Annotated in this window: 14 protein-coding genes; 7 read left to right on the top strand and 7 right to left on the bottom strand. The window is 73.0% G+C overall.

From position 1 onward, the window contains the following. The first annotated feature begins 2 nt into the window (after nucleotides 1–2). The 3 genes from OG897_RS06865 (at nucleotide 3) to OG897_RS06855 (ending at nucleotide 3928) form a co-directional block, all read left to right on the top strand. Nucleotides 3–1391: a PP2C family serine/threonine-protein phosphatase gene (locus OG897_RS06865; RefSeq protein ID WP_266656625.1), complete on the top strand. Its 1389-nt coding sequence runs from the start codon at nucleotides 3–5 to the stop codon at nucleotides 1389–1391. A 120-nt stretch (nucleotides 1392–1511) separates the two neighbouring features. Further along, complete coding sequence (locus OG897_RS06860; RefSeq protein WP_266653859.1) at nucleotides 1512–2870, top strand: VWA domain-containing protein; 1359 nt, start codon at nucleotides 1512–1514, stop codon at nucleotides 2868–2870. A 104-nt stretch (nucleotides 2871–2974) separates the two neighbouring features. Continuing rightward, a complete protein-coding gene (locus OG897_RS06855) occupies nucleotides 2975–3928 on the top strand; it encodes an FHA domain-containing protein (RefSeq protein ID WP_266653857.1) in 954 nt (317 codons plus the stop codon). Between the two features lie 102 nt (nucleotides 3929–4030). Here OG897_RS06855 and OG897_RS06850 read toward each other — a convergent pair whose 3' ends face one another. After that, nucleotides 4031–4999, bottom strand: coding sequence for a methyltransferase domain-containing protein (locus OG897_RS06850; protein WP_266653855.1), 969 nt, complete (start codon nucleotides 4997–4999; stop codon nucleotides 4031–4033). 108 nt (nucleotides 5000–5107) lie between these two features. Here OG897_RS06850 and OG897_RS06845 point away from each other — a divergent pair, with 108 nt between their 5' ends. The 4 genes from OG897_RS06845 to OG897_RS06830 all read left to right on the top strand — a co-directional run bounded on the left by OG897_RS06845 (nucleotide 5108) and on the right by OG897_RS06830 (nucleotide 12876). Then, nucleotides 5108–5512, top strand: a complete 405-nt coding sequence (locus tag OG897_RS06845; RefSeq protein WP_266653853.1) for a globin — start codon at nucleotides 5108–5110, stop codon at nucleotides 5510–5512. Between the two features lie 196 nt (nucleotides 5513–5708). After that, the gene (locus OG897_RS06840; RefSeq protein WP_266653851.1) at nucleotides 5709–9032 is read left to right on the top strand and encodes an ABC transporter permease; all 3324 of its coding nucleotides are present in this window, start codon (nucleotides 5709–5711) and stop codon (nucleotides 9030–9032) included. A 122-nt stretch (nucleotides 9033–9154) separates the two neighbouring features. Then, the gene (locus OG897_RS06835) at nucleotides 9155–11884 is read left to right on the top strand and encodes an FtsX-like permease family protein (protein ID WP_266653849.1); all 2730 of its coding nucleotides are present in this window, start codon (nucleotides 9155–9157) and stop codon (nucleotides 11882–11884) included. After that, entirely contained in the window at nucleotides 11881–12876 is a 996-nt protein-coding gene (locus OG897_RS06830; RefSeq protein WP_266653847.1) for an ABC transporter ATP-binding protein, read from the top strand. The genes OG897_RS06835 and OG897_RS06830 overlap by 4 nt, the downstream gene beginning before the upstream one ends. Nucleotides 12877–12927: 51 nt before the next feature. On the opposite strand, the gene OG897_RS06825 is transcribed toward OG897_RS06830, so the two are convergent. The 6 genes from OG897_RS06825 to OG897_RS06800 all read right to left on the bottom strand — a co-directional run bounded on the left by OG897_RS06825 (nucleotide 12928) and on the right by OG897_RS06800 (nucleotide 20416). After that, the gene (locus OG897_RS06825; RefSeq protein ID WP_266653846.1) at nucleotides 12928–13602 is read right to left on the bottom strand and encodes a hypothetical protein; all 675 of its coding nucleotides are present in this window, start codon (nucleotides 13600–13602) and stop codon (nucleotides 12928–12930) included. A gap of 50 nt (nucleotides 13603–13652) precedes the next feature. Continuing rightward, entirely contained in the window at nucleotides 13653–14114 is a 462-nt protein-coding gene (locus tag OG897_RS06820; RefSeq protein WP_266653845.1) for a thioesterase family protein, read from the bottom strand. 6 nt (nucleotides 14115–14120) lie between these two features. Beyond that, nucleotides 14121–15785, bottom strand: a complete 1665-nt coding sequence (gene ettA / locus OG897_RS06815; RefSeq protein WP_266653844.1) for an energy-dependent translational throttle protein EttA — start codon at nucleotides 15783–15785, stop codon at nucleotides 14121–14123. A gap of 222 nt (nucleotides 15786–16007) precedes the next feature. Next, a complete protein-coding gene (locus tag OG897_RS06810; protein WP_266653843.1) occupies nucleotides 16008–17543 on the bottom strand; it encodes a TQXA domain-containing protein in 1536 nt (511 codons plus the stop codon). A gap of 219 nt (nucleotides 17544–17762) precedes the next feature. Beyond that, a complete protein-coding gene (locus OG897_RS06805; RefSeq protein WP_266653841.1) occupies nucleotides 17763–18320 on the bottom strand; it encodes a single-stranded DNA-binding protein in 558 nt (185 codons plus the stop codon). Between the two features lie 257 nt (nucleotides 18321–18577). Then, a complete protein-coding gene (locus OG897_RS06800; RefSeq protein ID WP_266656623.1) occupies nucleotides 18578–20416 on the bottom strand; it encodes a YfjP family GTPase in 1839 nt (612 codons plus the stop codon). Between the last annotated feature and the right edge of the window lie 6 nt (nucleotides 20417–20422).

Genomic DNA, 20422 nt, shown 5'->3' with positions numbered 1-20422 from the left:
TGATGTCGCAGACGCACCAGCTGTCGGCCTGCCCCGGCTGCGAGGAGCCGCTGGAAACGGGCGACTCGTTCTGTGAGGTGTGCGGGTACGACCTGACGGTGGTGCCGGAGCCTCCGGCCGACCGCCCGACCGTGGCCATCGGGACGCACGAGGCGGAACACGGCACGGGGCCCGGACCCCGGGCTCAGGCCCCGGGCCGCCCGCTCAACGGATCGGGTACGGACCGGGAGGCGGGGCCGCACGCGCCCGCCTCCGAGCGGTCCGCGCATCCGCCGACCCAGGACGTCTCCGCACCCGACTTCGGCGGTGGGCGCCACGCGGCCGCCCGCGACCTGGACGACACCGGCGAGGACACCGCCGACATGCCCGTCGTCGAGCTGCCGCTGCCCCCGCTGCCCTCCGTGGACGACTACGCCCTCGCCGCTCCCGGCGCGGGAGCCCCGTCCGGCGCGGCGGCCGCCGAGCAGAAGGTGTGCGTGGCCTGCCGGGCCGGGCGCATCGACACCGACGGCTACTGCGAGAACTGCGGCCACGCCCAGCCCCGCGAGCGCGACCACCAGGAGTTCGAGCTGGGCACGGTCTCGGCCGTCAGCGACCGGGGTCTGCGCCACCACCGCAACGAGGACTCGTTCGCGATCTCGGAGGCGGTGCTGCCCGACGGTTCGACGGCCACGATCGCGGTGGTCTGCGACGGGGTGTCGTCCGCGACCCGCCCCGACGAGGCGTCCGCCGCCGCCGCGAGCGCCGCGAACGCCCTGCTCCAGGAGTCGCTGCCGCGCGGCACCCACCCGCAGCAGGCCCTGCACGAGGCGATCCTGGCGGCCGCCGAGGCGGTCAACGTGCTCGCCACCCAGCAGGCGCAGCCGATGGAGCACGACCCGCACCGCCACCAGAACGCACCGGCCTGCACGCTGGTCTCCTCGATCGTCGCGGGCGGCCTGCTGGTCGTCGGCTGGATCGGCGACAGCCGGGTGTACTGGGTGCCGGACGACCGCAGCGCACCGCCCGCCCGGCTCACCGAGGACGACTCGTGGGCCGCGCAGATGGTCGCCGCGGGCCTGATGGGCGAGGCGGAGGCGTACGCCGACGACCGGGCGCACGCGATCACGGGGTGGCTCGGCGCGGACGCGTACGAGATCGATCCGCACACCGCGTCGTTCAAGCCGGACCGGCCGGGAGTGGTCGTCGTCTGCACGGACGGTCTGTGGAACTACGCGGAGTCCGCGTACGAGATGGCGCAGGCCGTTCCCGTCGACGCGGCACAGCGTCCGCTGCACAGCGCGCAGGTGCTGGTGGGGCACGCGCTCGACGGCGGGGGCCACGACAACGTAACAGTGGCGGTCGTGCCGTTCCCGATGCTGCCGCAAGGGGCAGGCTCCGCCTACGCGTAGTCCGTCCCTTCGCATCCCTTCGCGATCCCTTCGCGATCCCTTCGCACCAGGGCGCTCCCCCACGGGCGTCCGTTCCCCCCACCCCACAGGACTCAGCAGGACTCACCAGGAGCCGATTCGATGGCCAATTTCTCCAAGTCCCACGCGCCGCAGTTCTCCGTCGACGTGTACCAGAACGAGTACCTGCCGGAGGGCGGCCGGGAGGTCAACGCGATCGTCACCGTGACGTCGACCGGCGGCGGCACGAGTGGCGGCGCACCGCTGGCGGGCGTCTCCGCCTCGCCCTCGTACATACCCGGAGCCGCCCCCACGGCGGCCGTGGTGATCATGGTGGACTGCTCGGGGTCGATGGACTATCCGCCGACGAAGATGCGCGGTGCCCGTGACGCCACCGAGGCGGCGATCGGTGCGCTGCGCGACGGGACCGCCTTCGCGGTGGTGGCCGGTACGCATCTGGCCAAGGAGATCTACCCGGGCCAGGGCAAGCTGGCCGTCGCCGACGCGACCACCCGGGGGCAGGCCACGGCGGCGCTGCGTTCGCTCACGGCGGGCGGCGGCACGGCGATCGGCACCTGGCTGCGGATGGCCGACCGGCTCCTGGCCACCTCCGAGGCGCCGATCCGGCACGGCATCCTGCTGACCGACGGCCGCAACGAGCACGAGGCGCCGAAGGACCTGGCCGCCACCCTGGAGGCCGTCGCGGGCCGTTTCACCTGCGACGCCCGCGGGGTGGGCACGGACTGGGAGGTGAAGGAGGTCACGGGCATCGCCTCCGCGCTCCTCGGTACGGCGGACATCGTCGCGGACCCGGCGGGGCTCGCCGCGGACTTCACGCAGATGATGGAGAACGCGATGGGCAAGGAGGTCGCGGATGTGAATCTGCGGCTGTGGACGCCGGTCGGTGTGGAGATCAAATTCGTCAAGCAGGTGGCTCCGACGGTCGAGGAGCTGACCTCCCGGCGGACCGAGGCGGGGCCCCGCGCGGGCGATTACCCGACGGGTTCCTGGGGCGACGAGTCGCGTGACTACCACGTGTGCGTGACGGTGCCGGAGGCCGGTGTGGGCCAGGAAATGCTGGCCGCGCGGGTCTCGCTGATCCTCCCGGACGCGGCGGGCGGCACCCCGCAGACGCTGTCGCAGGGGCTGGTGCGGGCGGTGTGGACGGACGACATGGTGGCCTCCACGTCCATCAATCCGCAGGTCGCCCACTACACGGGCCAGGCGGAACTTGCACAAGCAATCCAACAGGGTCTGGATCTGCGGAAGTCGGGCGATTTCGACGGCGCGACGTCCAAACTGGGACGGGCCGTACAGCTCGCGGCCGCGTCGGGGAACGCGGATACTGCGAAACTGCTTGCGAAGGTGGTGGACGTCGTCGACGAGGCGACGGGTACTGTGCGGCTGAAGGCGAAGGTCGCGGAAGCGGACGAGATGACTCTCGAAACGCGTTCCACGAAGACCGTCCGAGTGAAGAAGTAAGAACCAGTACAACCGTTTTCGATCACGGACTGTCTCTTGACCGAGGGACACCGAAAAGCTGTGTACGGCCTGCGGGCCGGACGAGGAGAGGGGGAAGCGCCGACATGCCGACCTGCCCGAACGGACACCAGTCGGGTTCCGACGACTGGTGCGAGGTCTGCGGCCATCGCATGGCCGGCGTCGCACCGCCGCCTCCGCCGCCCGCCTACGGATACCCGCAGCCCGATCAGGGGTACGGGCCCGACGCCACCGCCCAGGCGGAACTCTGCCCGCAGTGCCGCACGCCGCGCGAGCCGATGGCGCCGTACTGCGAGGAGTGCCGGTGGAACTTCCTCACCCAGCAGGCCACGTACGCCCAGCAGCCGCAACAGCCTCAGCAGCCGCACATGCAGCAGGGGTACGGGCAGCAGGGGCGTGACCCGTACGAGTACCAGGGGTCGCGGCCCTCGCAGATGAACCGGCCCGCGGAGCCGTATCCGCAGCAGGGGGGCTACCCCCAGCAGGGCGGCTACCCGCAGCAGGGGCAGGGCCAGCAGCAGCACGCCGGTGGCGGTGACGACGACTGGATGCTGACGCCGCCGTCGCAGCAGCAGGGCGGGTATCCCCAGCAGGGACAGCAGGGCGGCTACCCGCAGCAGGGTCAGGGTGGCGGGCACTGGTCCGCGACCGTGGCGCCGGACCGCGACTACTTCATGGCGATGATGCAGCGCAGCGGGCCGGAGGCGGGCGGTCTGAACCTGCCCGCGTACTCGCCCGAGCAGCAGATCCAGCTCAGCGGGCGCAACCAGATCACGATCGGGCGCCGTCGGCACTCCACCGGGGAGTCCCCGGACGTCGACCTCGCGGTGCCGCCGGAGGACCCGGGGGTCTCGCATCAGCACGCGGTGCTGGTGGAGCAGCCGGACGGGGGGTGGGCGGTCGTCGACCAGAACTCGACGAACGGCACCACGATCAACGGGGGCGAGGATCCGATCCAGCCGTATGTGCCGGTGCCGCTCCAGGACGGGGACCGGGTGCATGTCGGGGCGTGGACGACGATCACGATCCGGCGCGGCTGAGTTTTCCGGCGGGGCCGGGGTGAATGCCGGGGGCTCTGCCCCCGGACCCCGGCCCGCCTTCGGCGGGATGGGCGCGCGGTTCCTCGCGCCCCTGGTGCGGCGCTAGAGGGGCCAGGCGTAAGGGCCGTCGGGGTCGTCGAGCCAGGCCCATTGGCCTGATGACGTGACCGTGACGCCGAAGCGTTCGCGGCGGGGGCGGCCCTCCAGGTGCCAGAGCGCGAGGGCCTCGTGCGGGTCGAGGCTGCTCGTGCTCAGGGAGAGCAGGAAGCGGAAGAGGTCGTTCTCCAGTGCTGTGCGGGGGAGGCCGCCCGTGTAGCGGGGGGTGGGGGTCGCGAGGCCCCCGCGCAGCGGGACGAAGTAGGCGGGAGTGGGGAGGAAGCGGCCCTCCGCGTAGCCCTCGTCGCGGACGCGCAGGGCGATCAGCCCCGTCGAGAGGGGGGCGAGGATCCGTGCGCCGGGCACGCACTGGCGCAGCCACTCCGCGGGTACTGACGGCACCGTGCACGTGGCCATGATCCGGTCGAACGGGGCGCGTGCGGGGCAGCCCCCGGCCCCGTCGCCCGCCTCCACCACCGGCGCGTACCCGGCCTTCGCCAGGTGTGCCCGCGCCGACTCGACGATCTCGGCGTCGAGGTCGAGGGTGGTCACCCTGTCCTCGCCGAGGCGGTGCGAGAGCAGGGCCGCGTTGTAGCCGGTGCCCGCGCCGATCTCCAGGACCCGGTGGCCGTCCCGTACCTCCAGCTCGTCCAGCATCCGGGCCATCAGTGAGGGCTGGCTGCTGGAGGAGAGCAGGATGCCGTCGCGCACCCGGGTGGCGAGTGCGGTGTCCGCGTAGGTGCCGCGCAGCCAGCGGGCACGGCGGCGGGGGTCGGGATCCTCCGCCCAGAGGCGTTCGTAGCCGCCCGGCCCCGGCCGGAACCAGTACGGCACGAACAGATGGCGGGGCACGTCCGTGAAGGCCGCCCGCCAGGCCGGGTCCTTCAGTGCTCCGGCCGCGGCGATCTCCCGTACGAGAGAGTCCCGCTCCTCGGCGTACGAGTACAGGTCCCCGGACTCCGCTGTTGCGCCCATACGCCCACTGTGGCGCGGGCACGGGCCCCTTGGCGAGAGGGCAACGGGTCAGGGACGTCGGGGACGAGGACCCGAGACCTCCGCCGGGGTGTCTGAGACGATGGAACGGTGAACGAGATTCCGCGGGGAACGCTTCAGGAGCAGACCTTCTACGAGCAGGTCGGCGGGGAGGAGACCTTCCGACGCCTGGTGCACCGCTTCTACCAGGGAGTCGCCGAGGACCCGCTGCTGCGGCCGATGTACCCGGAGGAGGACCTCGGTCCGGCCGAGGAGCGGTTCACGCTGTTCCTGATGCAGTACTGGGGCGGGCCCCGTACGTACAGCGACGAGCGCGGGCATCCTCGGCTGCGGATGCGGCACGCGCCGTTCAAGGTCGACCGGGCGGCGCACGACGCGTGGCTGAAGCACATGCGGGACGCGGTCGACGAGCTGGGCCTGGAGGCCGAGCACGAGCGGCAGTTGTGGAACTACATGACGTACGCCGCCGCCTCCATGGTCAACAGTGAGGGCTGAACCGCCTTTTTGGGTAATGAAGTTGGGCGAAAAGGGCCCTTCCTTCAGCGGAACTCGGTGATCCGCTACCGGAATTCGGTCACGATCACATCAAGCCGGAACGGCGAAAGGTTTTCGTCCCTCTGATCGTCTGACAGCATCCGAACCGGCCAACGGGCTTCGGAAGCGCTTTCCAGGCAGGGCGTCAGGGGGACGGGTGTCAGGGTTTGTCTTTCTGCGGGTGCGCGCGCACCGGCTGCTGCTCACGGCGGCGCTGCTCGCGGTCCTGCTGACGACGTCCGTACTGGCGGCGCTCACCGCGTTCTCCGGCTCCATCGGGGACGCGGGACTGCGCCGCTCGCTCGGCTCCCGCGACGCCCCGGCCGCCGCGCTCACCATCTCCAGCGGCAGCATCGACAAGAACAACCGGCCCGCCGCCGACAAGGTCGTCGCCGAGGCCGCCCGGCGCACCTTCGACGGGCTGCCCACCCGCACCACCACGCTCGACCAGTCCGGCCCCTACGCGCTCCCCCGCACCCTCCAGCCCCCGGCCGCCCGCAAGGGCGACCCGGACCTGACCCGCTTCGCGGGCGTGGACCCCGGCAAGGTACGGCTGGTCTCCGGAGCCTGGCCGAAAGCCCTCCCGGCGGGCTTCGGCAACGGCACCGTCATCGAGGTCGCGCTCCCCGACAACGCAGCCAAGGCGCTGAAGGTGACCGCGGGACCCACCGTCCTCACGCTCACCGACCGCCTCACCGGCCCGCCGCGCACCATCCGGGTGACCGGCCTGTACGCGCCGAAGCAGGCCGCCGATCCGTACTGGAAGCTGGACGAGCTGGGCGGCCGAGGCATCCGGACCGGGTCCTTCACCACGTACGGCCCGCTGCTCGCGGACCCGGCGCTGCTGCGTTCCGGGCAGGTCTCCCAGGGCACGTCCGCCTGGCTCGCCACCGCCGACTTCCGCACCGTGGACTCCTCCCGGATCGACGCCCTGCGCACCGCCTCCCAAGGAGGCGTGCGGTACGTGAAGGCCACCGCACCGTTCACGACGGGAGCCGTCGACGTCGCGCAGGGGCTGCCCACACTGCTCGACCAGGCGCAGCGGGCACTCCTGGTGGCCCGCTCCACGCTGATGATCGTCTCGCTCCAGCTGATCCTGCTCGCCGCGTACGCCCTGCTGCTCGTGGCCCGGCTGCTGAGCGCGGAACGCTCCGGCGAGACGGAGCTCCTGATCGCGCGCGGCGGGTCCCGGCAGCGGATCGTCGGCCTGGCCGCGATCGAGGCCGTGCTCCTCGCGCTGCCCGCCGCCCTCGTGGCGCCGCTGCTCGCGGGGCCGCTGACCCGGCTGCTGTCCGGGCAGGGGGCGCTCGGGCGGATCGGGCTGACGCTGGAGACCGGCGGCCCGTTCGGGTCGGCGGGAATCTGGCTGGTCGGTGTGGGGGTGGGGCTCGGGTGCGCGGCGGCCGTCGTCGCCCCGGCCATCGCGGCGGGCCGCACCCGCAAGGGGCGCTCCGTGCCCGCGCCGATGAAGGCGGGCGCGGACCTGGCACTGCTGCTGATCGCGGTCGTCGCGTACTGGCAGCTGGACCGGCAGACCTCCGGCACCGGGCCGCTCACCGGCGACCGCACCGGCGAGCTGGGGGTGGACCCGCTGCTGGTGGCCGCGCCCGCGCTGGCGCTGCTCGCGGGCACCGTACTGACGCTGCGGCTGCTGCCGCCGCTGGCGAAGCTCGCCGAGAAACGGGCGGCACGGGGCCGTTCGCTGCCCGCCGCGCTGGCGGGCTGGCAGCTGGGACGGCGTCCGCTGCGCGGGGCGGGCCCGGTGCTGCTGCTGGTGCTGGCCGTCGCGATGGGCATGCTCGCGATCGGGCAGGGCGCGTCCTGGGACCGCTCGCAGGAGGACCAGGCGGACTTCCGCAGCGGGGCCTCGGTGCGGGTGCTCACCGGCTCCCGGGCGGACTCCGGGCAGGCGGACGCGTACGGGAGGATTCCCGGCGTACGGTCCGTCGCGCCCGCCGCGCGGCTGCCGATGCCCCTGTCGGACGGGCCGGTCGCGAGCGTGCTGGCCCTGGACACCGCCGGGGCGGGCGAGGCGCTGATGCTGCGCGAGGACCTCGTGGACGGCGACAGCCTCACCACCCGGGCCGAGGGCTTGCGCGTCCCCGAGGGCGAGCGGCGCACCGGCGTGGAACTGCCGGGCGGCGGCGCGTCCTTCACCCTCGACCTCGGGCTGCGCCGCTCCGACGGCAAGCCGTCCACGGTGTCCGGTACGGTCATCGCCACCGTGGAGGACCGGTTCGGTGCCGTCCACCGGCTGCGCGCAGGACGGCTCGCCGCCGACGGCCGCCGGACCGCGTTGCGCGTGGACACCGTCAAGGAGGCGGGCCCCCTGGCCGGACCGCTGTACCTGACGGGCCTGGAGATGACGCTCCCGCAGCCGTTCGACACCGACCAGTCCCTGGTCCTGACGCTGCACCGGGCGCTGGGCTCCGACGGGAAGCCGGTGCCCGCACCGGCCGCCCTCTCCTGGAGCGGGACGGCCGTCGACCCCCTGATGGTCCGCGACGGCGCGACGGACGCGGTCAAGACCCTCACCGTGCAGCCCGTCGAGGGGACCTTGATGGAGGCCGCCTTCCTGTCGGGCGTCGACCCCGCTCCGCCCGAGGAGCGCTGGGAGGAACGCACCACCACCGTGCGCGTGGACGCCGTCGGCACGAACGAGCGTCCGCTGCGGGCGCTCGCCACGGACGCCTTCCTGGCGGCCTCCGGGGCCAAGCCCGGCGCGGAGATCGACTTCGACGTGCACGGCGAGAGGCTGACCCTCGTCGTCGCCGGGACGCTGAAGCAGTTGCCCACCACCGGTCCCGCCACCGCCGACGCCGACGCGGCGAAGGCCGACGGCGGGGCGCTCCTGGTCGACCTGCGGGCCCTCAACCTGGAACTGACCCGCCGTCTGGCGATGTCCGTGCCGCCCTCCGAATGGTGGCTGGGTGCGGCTCCCGGCAAGGGCGCCGACATCGCCGCGTCGCTCCGTGCGCGCCCGGACATCGACCCGCAGCAGGTCCTCGTACGGGACGAGACGCTGCGGGAGCTGAACGACGACCCGCTCGGCGCGGGCCCGCAGGCGGCGCTCCTCGCGGTGTCCGTGGTGGCGGCGCTCCTCGCGGCGGTCGGGTTCGCGGTCGGCGCGGCGGGCTCGCTGCGGGAGCGCACCGCCGAGTTCGCGGTGCTCAGGGCGCTGGGCACGCCGTCCAGGCAACTGGCCCGGCTGATCGCGGCCGAGCAGTCGCTCCTGATCGGCATCGCGCTGGTCGTGGGGCTCGCCCTGGGCGCGGTGCTGACCCGGGCGATCGTGCCGCTGATCGTGCTGACCGGGCAGGCGACGCAGCCGCTGCCGAACGTGCTCGTCCAACTCCCGGCGGGGCAGATCGCGCTGCTGCTGGCCGGTGTCGTCGCCGTACCCCTGCTGGTCGTCCTGGTGCTCGCGGTGCGGCGCGGCGATCCGGCCACCACTCTGCGCGTCCAAGGAGGCGGCAACTGATGAGCCCCCGTGCTGGTGGCCGTTCCGGCCTCCCTACAGATGACGGTTCTGGTATCCCTACAGAGGGCCGTTCCGGTCTCCCTACAGAGGGGCGTTCCGATCACCCTGCTGTCGCCCCCTGGGTGCGCACCCGGCTGCGCACCGCGCCCGGTGCCGCCGTCGCGCTGGGAGTGCTGGTGCTGCTCACGGCGTTCCTCGCCGCTGCGTTTCCGCGTGCGGTGACGACGTACGAGGACGAAGGGCTGCGGCACGCGATCGACTCGGCCCCCGCCGGGCAGCGGGTGATCCAGGCCACGTCGAACGCCTCGTTCCGCTCCCTGGGCGACGCACCGGAGGAGTCCGAGCCGGCGCTGACCCCGGAGGACATGCGTCAGGGCCTCGCCGAGGTGCTCAAGGCGCCCGCGAAGCCGCTCCAGGTGCTGCCGGGGCAGGCGGTGCACGCGGTGCTCACGCCCACGGAGCTGGCCGCGACGGACACGTGGCTGCCCAAGCTGGCCCCGGCGGCGATGCCCTCCTTCGCCGTGACGGCGCGTTCCGGCCTCGCCGGGCAGGCCCGGTTCGTCGCGGGGCGCGCCCCCGTCCACCAGGGCGACAAACCCGCCGGTGCGGTCCTCGGCCTGGAGGCGGCGGTCAGTGAGGCCACCGCGCGCACCCTGGGCCTCACGGTCGGCTCGGTGGTGCACCTCGACGCGGAGTCCCGAGGCGCGACCTCGGGCAACTCCGCCCGGGTGAAGATCTCCGGGATCTTCGCGCCGCGCGCCCCGCAGTCCCTGTACTGGGCCGTCGATCCGAACCTGCTGAAGCCCGGCATCAAGGAGGAGGGCAACCCGGACCTGGAGCACTGGTGGTCGACGCTGCTGGTCGCGCCGGAAGCGGCACCGTCCCTCTTCCATCTCGCGCCCGAACTCGAACGGGTCTGGGAGGTCGCCCCGCGCACCGACCACCTCACCGCCGCCGAGACGTCCGCGCTGGTCCAGTCGATCGCTTCGCTGGAGAACGGGCCCGGGGCCAGCGCCCTGCGCGCCCGCATGAAGCAGCCGGTCACCGTCGGCACCGGCATCGAAGGCATCGTCGCCTCCTACGAGTCCAACCGGACGGCCGTCGCACCGGTCATCTCCGTCGCCGGTTACGGCGTGGGGACGGTCGCCGCGGTCGTCCTGCTCATGGCGGGCGCGCTCGCCGGGGCCCGCCGGTACGCCGAGCTGTCCCTCCTGCGGGCGCGCGGCGGCTCCGTGCGGGGCATCGCGGGGCGGCTGGGCGCTGAGCTGGGAGTGGTGGCGGTGCCCGCCGCCGTGCTGGGCTGGGCGGCGGCGTACGCGCTGCTGCCGCACGCCCCGCTCGCTCCCTCGCTGCTCGCCGCAGCCGCCGTCGCGCTGCTCGCCAGTGCGGCACTGCCGGTGCGGGCCGCCGTCTCCCATCTGCGACCGCGCGTCCACGGCGGCCGGGGCGACATCGCCCACGCCAAGCCGTCCCGTCGTCGTACGGTCGTCGAACTCACCCTGGCCGTACTGACCGTGGGCGCGGTCGCCGCCCTGCGCAGGCGCGGCACCGACGACGGGGCGGACGCGTTGATCAGCGCCGCTCCGGTACTGATCGGGATCGTCGCGGCGCTCGTCCTCGTGCGGCTGTACCCGCTGCCCCTGCGGTGGGCGGCGCGCCCGATGGCGCTGCGCCGGGGCGCGATCGGCTTCCTGTCGGCGGCGCGTGCGGGGCGTGCCCCGGTGACGGCGATGCTGCCGCTGCTGGCGCTGCTGATCGCCCTGACGACGGCGGCGTTCGGCGGTTCCGTACTGGCCGGGGTGAACGAGTCCCGGGACCGGGCGGCGACTGTCCGGGTCGGCGCGGACGCCCGGCTGGACGCGCGCGGCAAGGACGTCAGGGGGTACGACGAGCGGGCCGTGGCGGCGGTGCGCAAGGCGCCGGGGGTCCGCGAGGTCGTTGCGGTCGGGCTGGATTTCTTCCTGTCGCTGCCGGACAAGAAGAGCGAGATCACGCTGGTGGCCGTCGACCCGGTCGCGTACGCGCAACTGTCCGGCGGACCGGACGCCGGGGGCTTCGCGCCCGCCGCGCTGAAGGGCGGCAAGCGGGGCGGGACGTTCCCGGTGCTGGTGTCGCCCGACGCCGCGAAGCGGCTGCGCGGCACGGGCGACCTCGCCCTGCGCAGCGCGAGCCACGGGGACTTCACGGCCCGCGTCGCCGGGACCGTGCCGCGTACGCCGGTGCTGCCCGAGGGCGACTTCATGATCGTCAGCAAGGACGCCTTCGCCTCGGTCACCGCCAGGTCCCTGCTGGTCAGCGGCGACGGCCTGACGTCGGATGGGCTGACGAGGGCGGCGGGCGTACCGGGCCTCGTACATCTGTGGAGCGAGGAACGCGCGAGGTTCGTGGACCAGCCGCTCCAGGCGGGGGCGATGCGGATCTACACCGTGTCCGTCGCCGCCGGGGCGGGCTTCGCCGTCCTCGCGGTACTGCTGTCCCTGCTCCAGTCCGCCCCGGAGCGCGGCGCGCTGCTCGCCAGGCTGCGCACGATGGGCCTCAGCCGGGGGCAGGGCCGGAAGCTGCTGGTCCTGGAGGCGCTGCCGCAGGCGCTGCTGGCGGCGTTCGGCGGGGCGCTGGTCGGGTGGGCGGCGATCCGGCTGCTGGCCCCCGACATCGACCTGACCGCGCTGGCGCTGGCCACGAGCGGCCGGACCTCCCCCACCCTGTCCGCCGCGCTCGGCGCGGACACCGTCTCGCTGCTGGTCCCCGCTGTCGCGGTGGTGTGCCTGGCGGCCGGTGTCGCGGCGGTGCAGGCGTGGTGGACGACGCGACGCACCACCACGACCGAACTGAGGGCAGGAGACGCACGATGACCGAAACGGCGACGGGTACGGGGGCTCCCGCACGTACGGGGGCCTCGGGTACGGGTGTGACGCTCGCGGAGCTGGAACAGCGGGCGGCGTCCCGGCGCGACCGGCCCGAGTTCGGGCACGACGCGCTGATCAGCTGCGACCGGCTGGTACGGGTCTTCACCACGGACGGGGTGGAGGTGCAGGCCCTCCAGGGGCTGGACCTGCTGGTCAAGGAGGGCGAGTTGATGGCCCTGGTGGGCGCGTCCGGCAGTGGGAAGTCGACGCTGATGAACATCCTCGCGGGCCTCGACGAGCCCACGGCGGGCGCGGCGAAGGTGGCGGGCTGCGACCTGCTGGCGATGGGCGCGAAGGAGCGCCTGAACTACCGCCGCAACGTCGTCGGCTTCATCTGGCAGCAGACCGCCCGCAACCTGCTGCCGTATCTGACCTCGGCCCAGAACGTGGCTCTTCCCATGCAGCTCAAGGGCCGGGGAAAGGCGGCGGAGCGTACGGCCCGCGTGGACCACCTCCTGTCCATGATGGAGGTCGCCGACTGCCGCGACCGGAGGCCCTCGCAGATGTCGGGCGGCCAGCAGCAGCGGGTGGCCATCGCGGTGGCGCTCGCCAACGAGCCGTCCGTGCTCCTCGCCGACGAGCCGACGGGCGAACTCGACTCCACGACCGCCGACCAGATCTTCTCCGCGTTCCGCCGCGCCAACGAGGAACTGGGCACCACCATCGTCATCGTCACCCACGACCAGACGGTGGCCACCGAGGTCCGCCGCACCGTGGCCATCCGCGACGGCCGCACCTCCACGGAGGTCCTGCGCCGCACGGAGGTGGACGCGGCGACGGGCCAGGAGTCGGTGGTCGCCCGCGAGTACGCGATGCTGGACCGGGCGGGCCGCCTCCAACTCCCGGCGGAATACACGGAGTCCCTGGACATGCGGCACCGGGTGATGCTGGAACTGGAACCCGACCACATCGGCATCTGGCCCGACGACCAGTCCTGAAGTGCCCCGCGCAGCGGCGTGAACCCGAGCCCCCACGCAGGGCGAGCCGCATCAGGCCGGAGTCACCTGAAGCGCACCCAGCCCGCCGGAGGCCCTGCGCACCGACACCGATCCGTACGGCGTCCGCAACCTCAGCCAGCCCCCCGCAGCGAACACCGCCACCGGCGCCCCGGCCCGCAAGAACCCCAGCGACTGCGCCGCATGCACCGCCCGCAGCGGAAGCTCCGTCGCGCCCAGCGTCCGCGACCAGATGTCGTGCCCGATCCGGTCCCGCGCCTGACGGGTCCGCCCCGCCTCGCCCAACTCCTCGTCGCGCGCACGGAATTCGGCGACCGCAGCCGCCACCGCGCCCCGCATGGCTGCGGCGTCCGGCACGGGAGTGACCTCCCGCCAGCCGCCGCGCGGCGGAAGCAGACCGGCCCACGGCGGCCCGGTGACCGCGTCCGGGACCCGTACCGCACCGGTCGACTCCTCGACGCCGTCGAGGAGTTCACCCGCGGAGACGGTGACATCGAGTTCCACCGCCCGCGCCAGCCTCGCCGTACGCACGGCCAGGACGTCGAAGGACGGCGGACGCCCGAAGACGGCGAGTGCACCGCCGTGTGCCTGGAGGCGGACGGCGGCGGCCCGGTCGTAGCGGAGCAGACGTCCCAGGAAGGCGGCGAGGTCCGCCGCCTCCCCGGGTCCTTCGAACTCCAGCGTCCGGACCCCCGCCTGCACGCTCATGCCCGTCCCCTTGCCCGCTCCGTCATGCCCGCTCCGTCATGCCTGCTCCGTCATGCCGCGACGGCCTTCGAGCGGTCGGGCCCCGTGACGTCGGACGCCTTCGCGTCGTCGTCCAGGTACTCCAGCAGGAAGGACTTCTCCTCGGCGGTGATCCGCCGGGGCCGTCCCTCCGCCAGGTTGAACGGGACGACGACCGTGGCCGCCCGCACGTACACCTGGTCGGGGTCCTTGATCTCGTACGCGATCGTCAGGGACGCCGCGCCTATCTTCGTCACCCACGACTCGATCCTCACCGGCTCGTGCCGGTGAACGAGGGGCCGCACGTAGTCGATCTCGTGCCGGGCCACGACGGACCCGCCCGTGAAGGACGTGCTGCCCTCCCCCGGCGCCAGCCGGAACATGAAGTCGATCCGCGCCTCTTCCAGGTACCGCAGGAAGACGACGTTGTTGACGTGCCCGAAGGCGTCCATGTCCGACCAGCGCAGGGGGCAGGAGTAGATGTGCCGAGCCACCAGCTATCAGCCTCGCGTGAGCTTCTTGTAGGTGGCGCGGTGCGGACGGGCCGCATCGGCGCCGAGACGCTCGATCTTGTTCTTCTCGTACGACTCGAAGTTGCCCTCGAACCAGTACCACTTGGACTCGCCCTCGTAGGCGAGGATGTGCGTCGCCACCCGGTCCAGGAACCAGCGGTCGTGGGAGATCACGACAGCGGCACCCGGGAACTCCAGGAGCGCGTTCTCCAGCGACGACAGGGTCTCGACGTCGAGGTCGTTGGTCGGTTCGTCGAGGAGGAGCAGGTTGCCGCCCTCCTTGAGGGTCAGCGCCAGGTTGAGGCGGTTGCGCTCACCACCGGACAGCACGCCCGCGGGCTTCTGCTGGTCCGGGCCCTTGAAGCCGAAGGCGCTGACGTACGCGCGCGACGGCATCTCGACCTGGCCGACGTTGATGTAGTCCAGCTCGTCGGAGACGACGGCCCACAGCGTCTTCTTGGGGTCGATGTTGGCGCGGCTCTGGTCCACGTAACTGATCTTGACAGTGTCGCCGACCTTGATGGAGCCGCTGTCCGGCGTCTCCAGGCCCTGGATCATCTTGAACAGCGTGGTCTTGCCCGCACCGTTCGGGCCGATGACGCCGACGATGCCGTTGCGCGGCAGCGTGAAGCTGAGGTCGTCGATGAGGACCTTGTCGCCGAACGCCTTACTGAGGTTCTCGACCTCGACGACGATCGAGCCCAGACGCGGGCCCGGCGGGATCTGGATCTCCTCGAAGTCCAGCTTCCGCATCTTGTCGGCCTCGGCCGCCATCTCCTCGTACCGGGCGAGACGGGCCTTGGACTTGGTCTGACGCCCCTTGGCGTTGGACCGCACCCACTCCAGCTCTTCCTTGAGGCGCTTGGCGCGCTTCTCGTCCTTCTTGCCCTCGACCTTGAGGCGGGTGGCCTTCTTGTCGAGGTACGTGGAGTAGTTGCCCTCGTAGGGGATCGCGCGACCCCGGTCGAGCTCCAGGATCCACTCGGCGACGTTGTTCAGGAAGTAACGGTCGTGGGTGACGGCCACGACGGCACCCGGGTACTTCGCGAGGTGCTGCTCCAGCCAGTTCACCGACTCGGCGTCGAGGTGGTTGGTGGGCTCGTCGAGGAGGAGCAGGTCCGGGGCCTCGATGAGCAGCTTGCAGAGCGCCACGCGGCGCTTCTCGCCACCGGAGAGGTTGGTGACCGCCCAGTCGCCGGGCGGGCAGCCCAGGGCGTCCATGGCCTGCTCCAGCTGGGCGTCGAGGTCCCAGGCGTTGGAGTGGTCCAGGTCTTCCTGGAGCTTGCCCATCTCCTCCATGAGCTCGTCGCTGTAGTCGGTCGCCATGAGCTCGGCGACCTCGTTGAAGCGCTTGAGCTTGCCCATTTGCTCGGCGGCGCCGTCCTGCACGTTCTCCAGGACGGTCTTCGACTCGTCGAGCTTCGGCTCCTGCATGAGGATGCCGACGCTGTAGCCCGGCGACAGGAACGCGTCACCGTTGGACGGCTGCTCCAGACCGGCCATGATCTTGAGAACGGTGGACTTACCGGCACCGTTGGGGCCCACCACACCGATCTTCGCGCCGGGCAGGAAGTTCAGGAAGACGTCGTCGAGAATCACCTTGTCGCCGTGCGCTTTACGCGCCTTGCGCATGGTGTAGATGAACTCAGCCAAGAGAAACCGTCCGGCAGATCGTGGGGTGGGCAGATACACCCCATCTTGCCTGACGTCACTCCCCCGGCGGAAACCGGATACCCGGCGGGCGGCGGGGCCGGACGCCGGGGGTGGGGGGCCGCGTCCCTTGTCCTGCCTGGCCAAGGGGGGTGCCGGTTGGCCGCCGGAGGGATTCCGGCGGCTTTTGGCGGCTGTGGCGGCTTTGGCAGCTTTGGCGGCGGGTCAGTCGTTGGCGGGGGCTTCGGGACCCGGGGCGGCGGCCGGTGTGGTGCCCGGGGCGGGCTTCTTCTTGCGGAGCAGGACGATCGCTCCGGTGCCGAGCACGAGCAGGCCCAGCGCGATGTAGAGGATCGGCGTGGTCGCGCCCGAGGCGCCGGTCTCGGCCAGGTTCTCGCCGGTCCCGGGGGTGAGCGGGGCGGGGTTGCCGCCGGTGGCGGGGGTGGGGCGGTTGGCGGGGGCGTCGGCGGTGCCGATGGCGACGGAGCCCGCGGTCTCGCAGTCCAGGACGCCCTTGAAGTTCCCGCCCGGTCCTTCGGGGCCGGAGACCGTGAGGTCGTATGCCTGGTCCTCCTGGAGCGGGATGGTCACCGTGCGCGAGGCGTGCGCCGGGATGGTGTGCCGGGTGCCGAGCAGCTCGAAGGTGAAGGGGGCGTCGCCCGCGTTCGCGCCGGTGATGTCGATGCCGTTCTTGGCGCAGTTCTTCTTCGCGGAGAGCGCCGGGACGGCGCCCGGGGCCCCTTCCCCGGCCCAGGTGACGGTGGCCTCGGCGACGACGGCGGAGGCGCTGGAACCGGCCAGGATCTGGGTCTGGCTGTGCGTGTCGCTGACCAGGGCCCGCCCGATCGGGACCCTGGCGTCCGCCTGGACGGTGAGCGCGCTCGTGCCGGGGCGGGTGTCCGGCGGCAGGTAGAAGTAGACCTCGGCCCCGCGCGCGGCCTCCTGGACGGTCTTGCCGTCCTTGTCGACGACCCGCATCCCGTGGGGTGCGTCGCCCGCCGGTGCCACGGTGACCCGCTCCGCCCTGGTGCGGACGGTCACCGGGCCCACCCGCTCACCGGCCCGGCCCGCCACGGCCGACGGGTCGAGGGCGAGGGACGCCTGGGGCTCCGGGGTGTTCTCGGCGGCCCGCTCCAGGTAGGCGGCCAGCTTGCGGGCGCTGCGGTTGGCCGGTATGGCCTCGACGTCGTCCGAGAAACGCCAGATCGCGGCCTGGGTGCCCGCCGCGGCGGCCTTGTCGTCGAGCGACTTCACTCCCGCGTTCTTGGCGAGCTCGGAGAGGTCGTTGATCTGCGGGTAGGAGTTCTCCAGGATCCAGCGGATCTTCCCGGCGTTCTTGTTCTTGTACAGCGAGGACTGGTCCCAGCCGACCTCCCGGTACGTGGTCCCCTGGCGGGCCGCGGTGCGCAGGTCGACGCCGTAGCTCTGGAGCGTCCCGCCGCCGGTCACGGTCATCTCGTAGAGACCGGCCTCGGTCTTCCACTCCTCGCCGGCGTCGCGGATGGTGACCGCGCCGTGGACGGTGAGGGCGCCGAGGGTGGCGGCGACGCCGCCCGCGTTCCGGGGCTGCTCGTCGGCCGCTGCGGTTCCGGTGCCGAGCGCCGTGCCCGCGAGGAGCAGGCCGGGGGCCAGCGCGGCGACGGCCAGACGGCGGACGGTGCGGATCGTGCGGGCGGTGACCGTCGTTCGGGCGGTGACGGTCTTACGGGTCGGGCGGGTGGTGCGGCGCCTTCGCTCCGAAGCTGGCGCTTCGTCAAACATGCAAGTCCCCTCCGGGCGAGGTTCATTCGCATGGTGCGTCTGTGGGGAGTGCCTCGCCTGCAACCTCAAGAGCCCCATGGGTATCCGGGAATCCTAAGGAGGCTAGGCCGAACAGCCCCCCGCCATGCGTCCGGACGTCCGATTCCGAATCGGAATCGTTATCGCCCGTAACCCTCCTCTCCCGTATTTGTCGATAAGTACCCTCCATATGACGGGCATTCAGGACACGGCGGTGACGCTGTGTGGTGAATCCGTGCGCTCACTCCGTGTGGTGGGGTCCTGGGCCGCCGCCCAGCTCACCGGGCTCTCCCCGCCCCATCCGACCGTCGCGGGCGATCCGGACTTCGGTGCTCCGCCCGTGCCGCCCCCGGCCTTGGCGGCGCGGACCGACGCCGGTTCCACCAGGCTGGGGTCCGCCCTGGCCACCCGGCGGAAGGCGGAAGTTCCCCGGGTCAGGTCGTGGCCCACCGCCACGGCGTCGACGTCCGCCGAGAGCCAGCGCCGGTCGTCCTTGACCTCGTCCTTGACGCGCAGTCGGCCGTAGACGACCAGCGGGTCCCCCACGTCGACCGAACCGCTCAGGTTCTCCGCGAGCGCGCGCCTGGCCCACACCGTGTAGAAACTGGTCGGGCCGTCGACCCAGGTGTTCTGCTCCCGGTCGAAGCGCCGGGCCCGCACTGCCAGCCGCAGCCGGGTCACCCCGTCGCCCAGCGGCGATTCCGTGAAGATCGGCGCGGTGGCGGCGTTGCCGACCAGGGTCACCATCGTCTCGTTCATTGCTGCTCCCCCGTACTTCGCTCGACCGGCCGTCGTCCGGCCGGTCCGTCCATGCTGGCCGGTTTCCGGGAATCCCGCCGGGCCTGTGGACGGCGGCCCGGATGGGGAAAACCCCGCCACCCGAAGGGGTGACGGGGTCCTTGCCTGAGGGGGTCCGCGCCTGACGGGGTCCGCGCCGGACAGGGGCCTTGCCGGACGGCCTGGGCCAATGCCGGGCCAGTGCCGGACCGGCCAGTGCCAGTGCCGGACCGGCCGGGCTAGCCCGGACCCGCCCCCGTCCCCGTCACCGCCGCATACCGCTCCCGCACTTCCCGGTAGCGCAGCAACTCCGCCGAGACGGGGTCGAGGACCTTCGCCCGGCCGCAGCCCGCCGCCGCCTCGCGCAGCCGCCGTTCGGCGTCCTGCCCGTACCGTCGGGCGGGGCCCCTGGCCGCCGCCCAGCAGCCCCATTCCACGACCGGTCCGCCCGCCACCCCGGCCAGCATCAGCAGGAACGGCGGGAACAGGTCCGGCTCCAGCACCCCCAGGACCTGGCCCAACAGCCATAGTCCGCCGTAGATCTGAAGCAGCGTCATCGACGCCTGGGCGAGCACTGCGGCGGGCCACCACGCGGGCCGAGGAGGGCATCCCCTGCCCGGGCGGAGCCGCGCGTTCGGGGGCGGGGTGCCCTGCGGCGCGACGGCCGCCGCCGCGAGGGCGTCCAGTTCCTCCGGCAGCCCCTCGGCGCCGCGCACCGCGGATTCCCGTACGGCCTGCGCCCAGGGCGCGGGCAGCCCGTCGGTCGCGGCGTCAGCGACCGTCCGTACCGCCTGCTCGACCCGCTGGCGCGCGGTCACCTCCACCTCCCTCGGCCGGTCGAACGCCCGCCCCGGCAGGGCCGGTCCGCTGCCGCCGCCCGCAACCCGTCGCGCGTCGTACCAGCGCCACAGCCGCAGCCACGGCGACCCGCAGGCCCGGCCCGCGTTGCGCCGCCACTCCCGCTCGGCCGCCTCCCCGGCCGCCGCCGCGCCGACCGCCGCGGCGAGCCGGTCCGCGAACTCCTCCCGTGCCCGCTCCCCCAGCCCGGCCCTGCCCTCCGCCACGTACACCGGGCGCAGCCGGAGGGCCGTCGCGTCCACGTCGGCGGCGAGCCGCCGCCCGGCAGCGCCCCTTTCCTGTACGAACGTCCGCAGCAGTTCCCGGAGTTCCTCCACGCCGTCACCCGTCAGGGCGGAAAGCGCGAGGACGGTGGCTCCGGGCTCGCCGTGCTCGCCGAGCGCCATGCCGTCCTCGTCGAGGAGGCGGCGCAGGTCGTCCAGGACGAGGTCGGCACAGTCGCCGGGCAGCCGGTCGATCTGGTTGAGCACGACGAAGGTGACCTCCGCGTGCCCGGCGAGCGGGCGCAGATAGCGCTCGTGCAGGGCGGCGTCCGCGTATTTCTCCGGGTCGACGACCCAGATCACCGCGTCGACGAGGGCGAGCACCCGGTCGACCTGTTCCCGGTGCGCGACCACCGCCGAGTCGTGGTCCGGCAGATCCACCAGCACCAGCCCGCGCAGCCCCTCGTCGCCGCTGGTCCCCGCGCCCGTACCGGCCTGGAACGGCCGTCTGCGCAGCCGTCCCGGGATGCCGAGGCGGTCCAGCAGCCCCGCCGCCCCGTCGGTCCAGCTGCACGCGATCGGCGCGGACGTGGTGGGCCGCTTGAGGCCGGTCTCCGAGATCCTCACTCCGGCGAGGGAATTGAAGAGAGTGGACTTGCCGCTTCCGGTCGCGCCCGCGACGGCGACGACGGTGTGCTGCGCGGAGAGCCGCCGCCGCGCCACCGCCTCGTCCAGCACCCGCCCGGCCTCGTGCAGGGTGTCGTCCGCGAGCCGGGCGCGCGAGAGGCCCACCAGCTCCCGCAGAGCGTCCAGCCGTACGGACAGATCCGCCGCGTACTCCCCGCCCCCCGGCGGCAGGTCGCCGAACTCCTCCGGAGGGAAGTCCTCCGGCCCTCCGGCGCACATCTGAGGCTCGTGCGCGCCCGGCCCGCCCGCTGCGTGCCGGACCGCCGCCCGCCGCGCGATCAGCCCGTCGTCCCAGCCGCCCCGCTCCTTCGCCCCTCCCGCGTCCGTCACCGGGTC

Source organism: Streptomyces sp. NBC_00237 (genome assembly GCF_026342435.1).
Classification (GTDB): Bacteria; Actinomycetota; Actinomycetes; order Streptomycetales; family Streptomycetaceae; genus Streptomyces.
The sequence above is the reverse complement of the archived record's forward strand: the minus strand, read 5'-3'. Positions and strand labels throughout refer to the sequence as shown.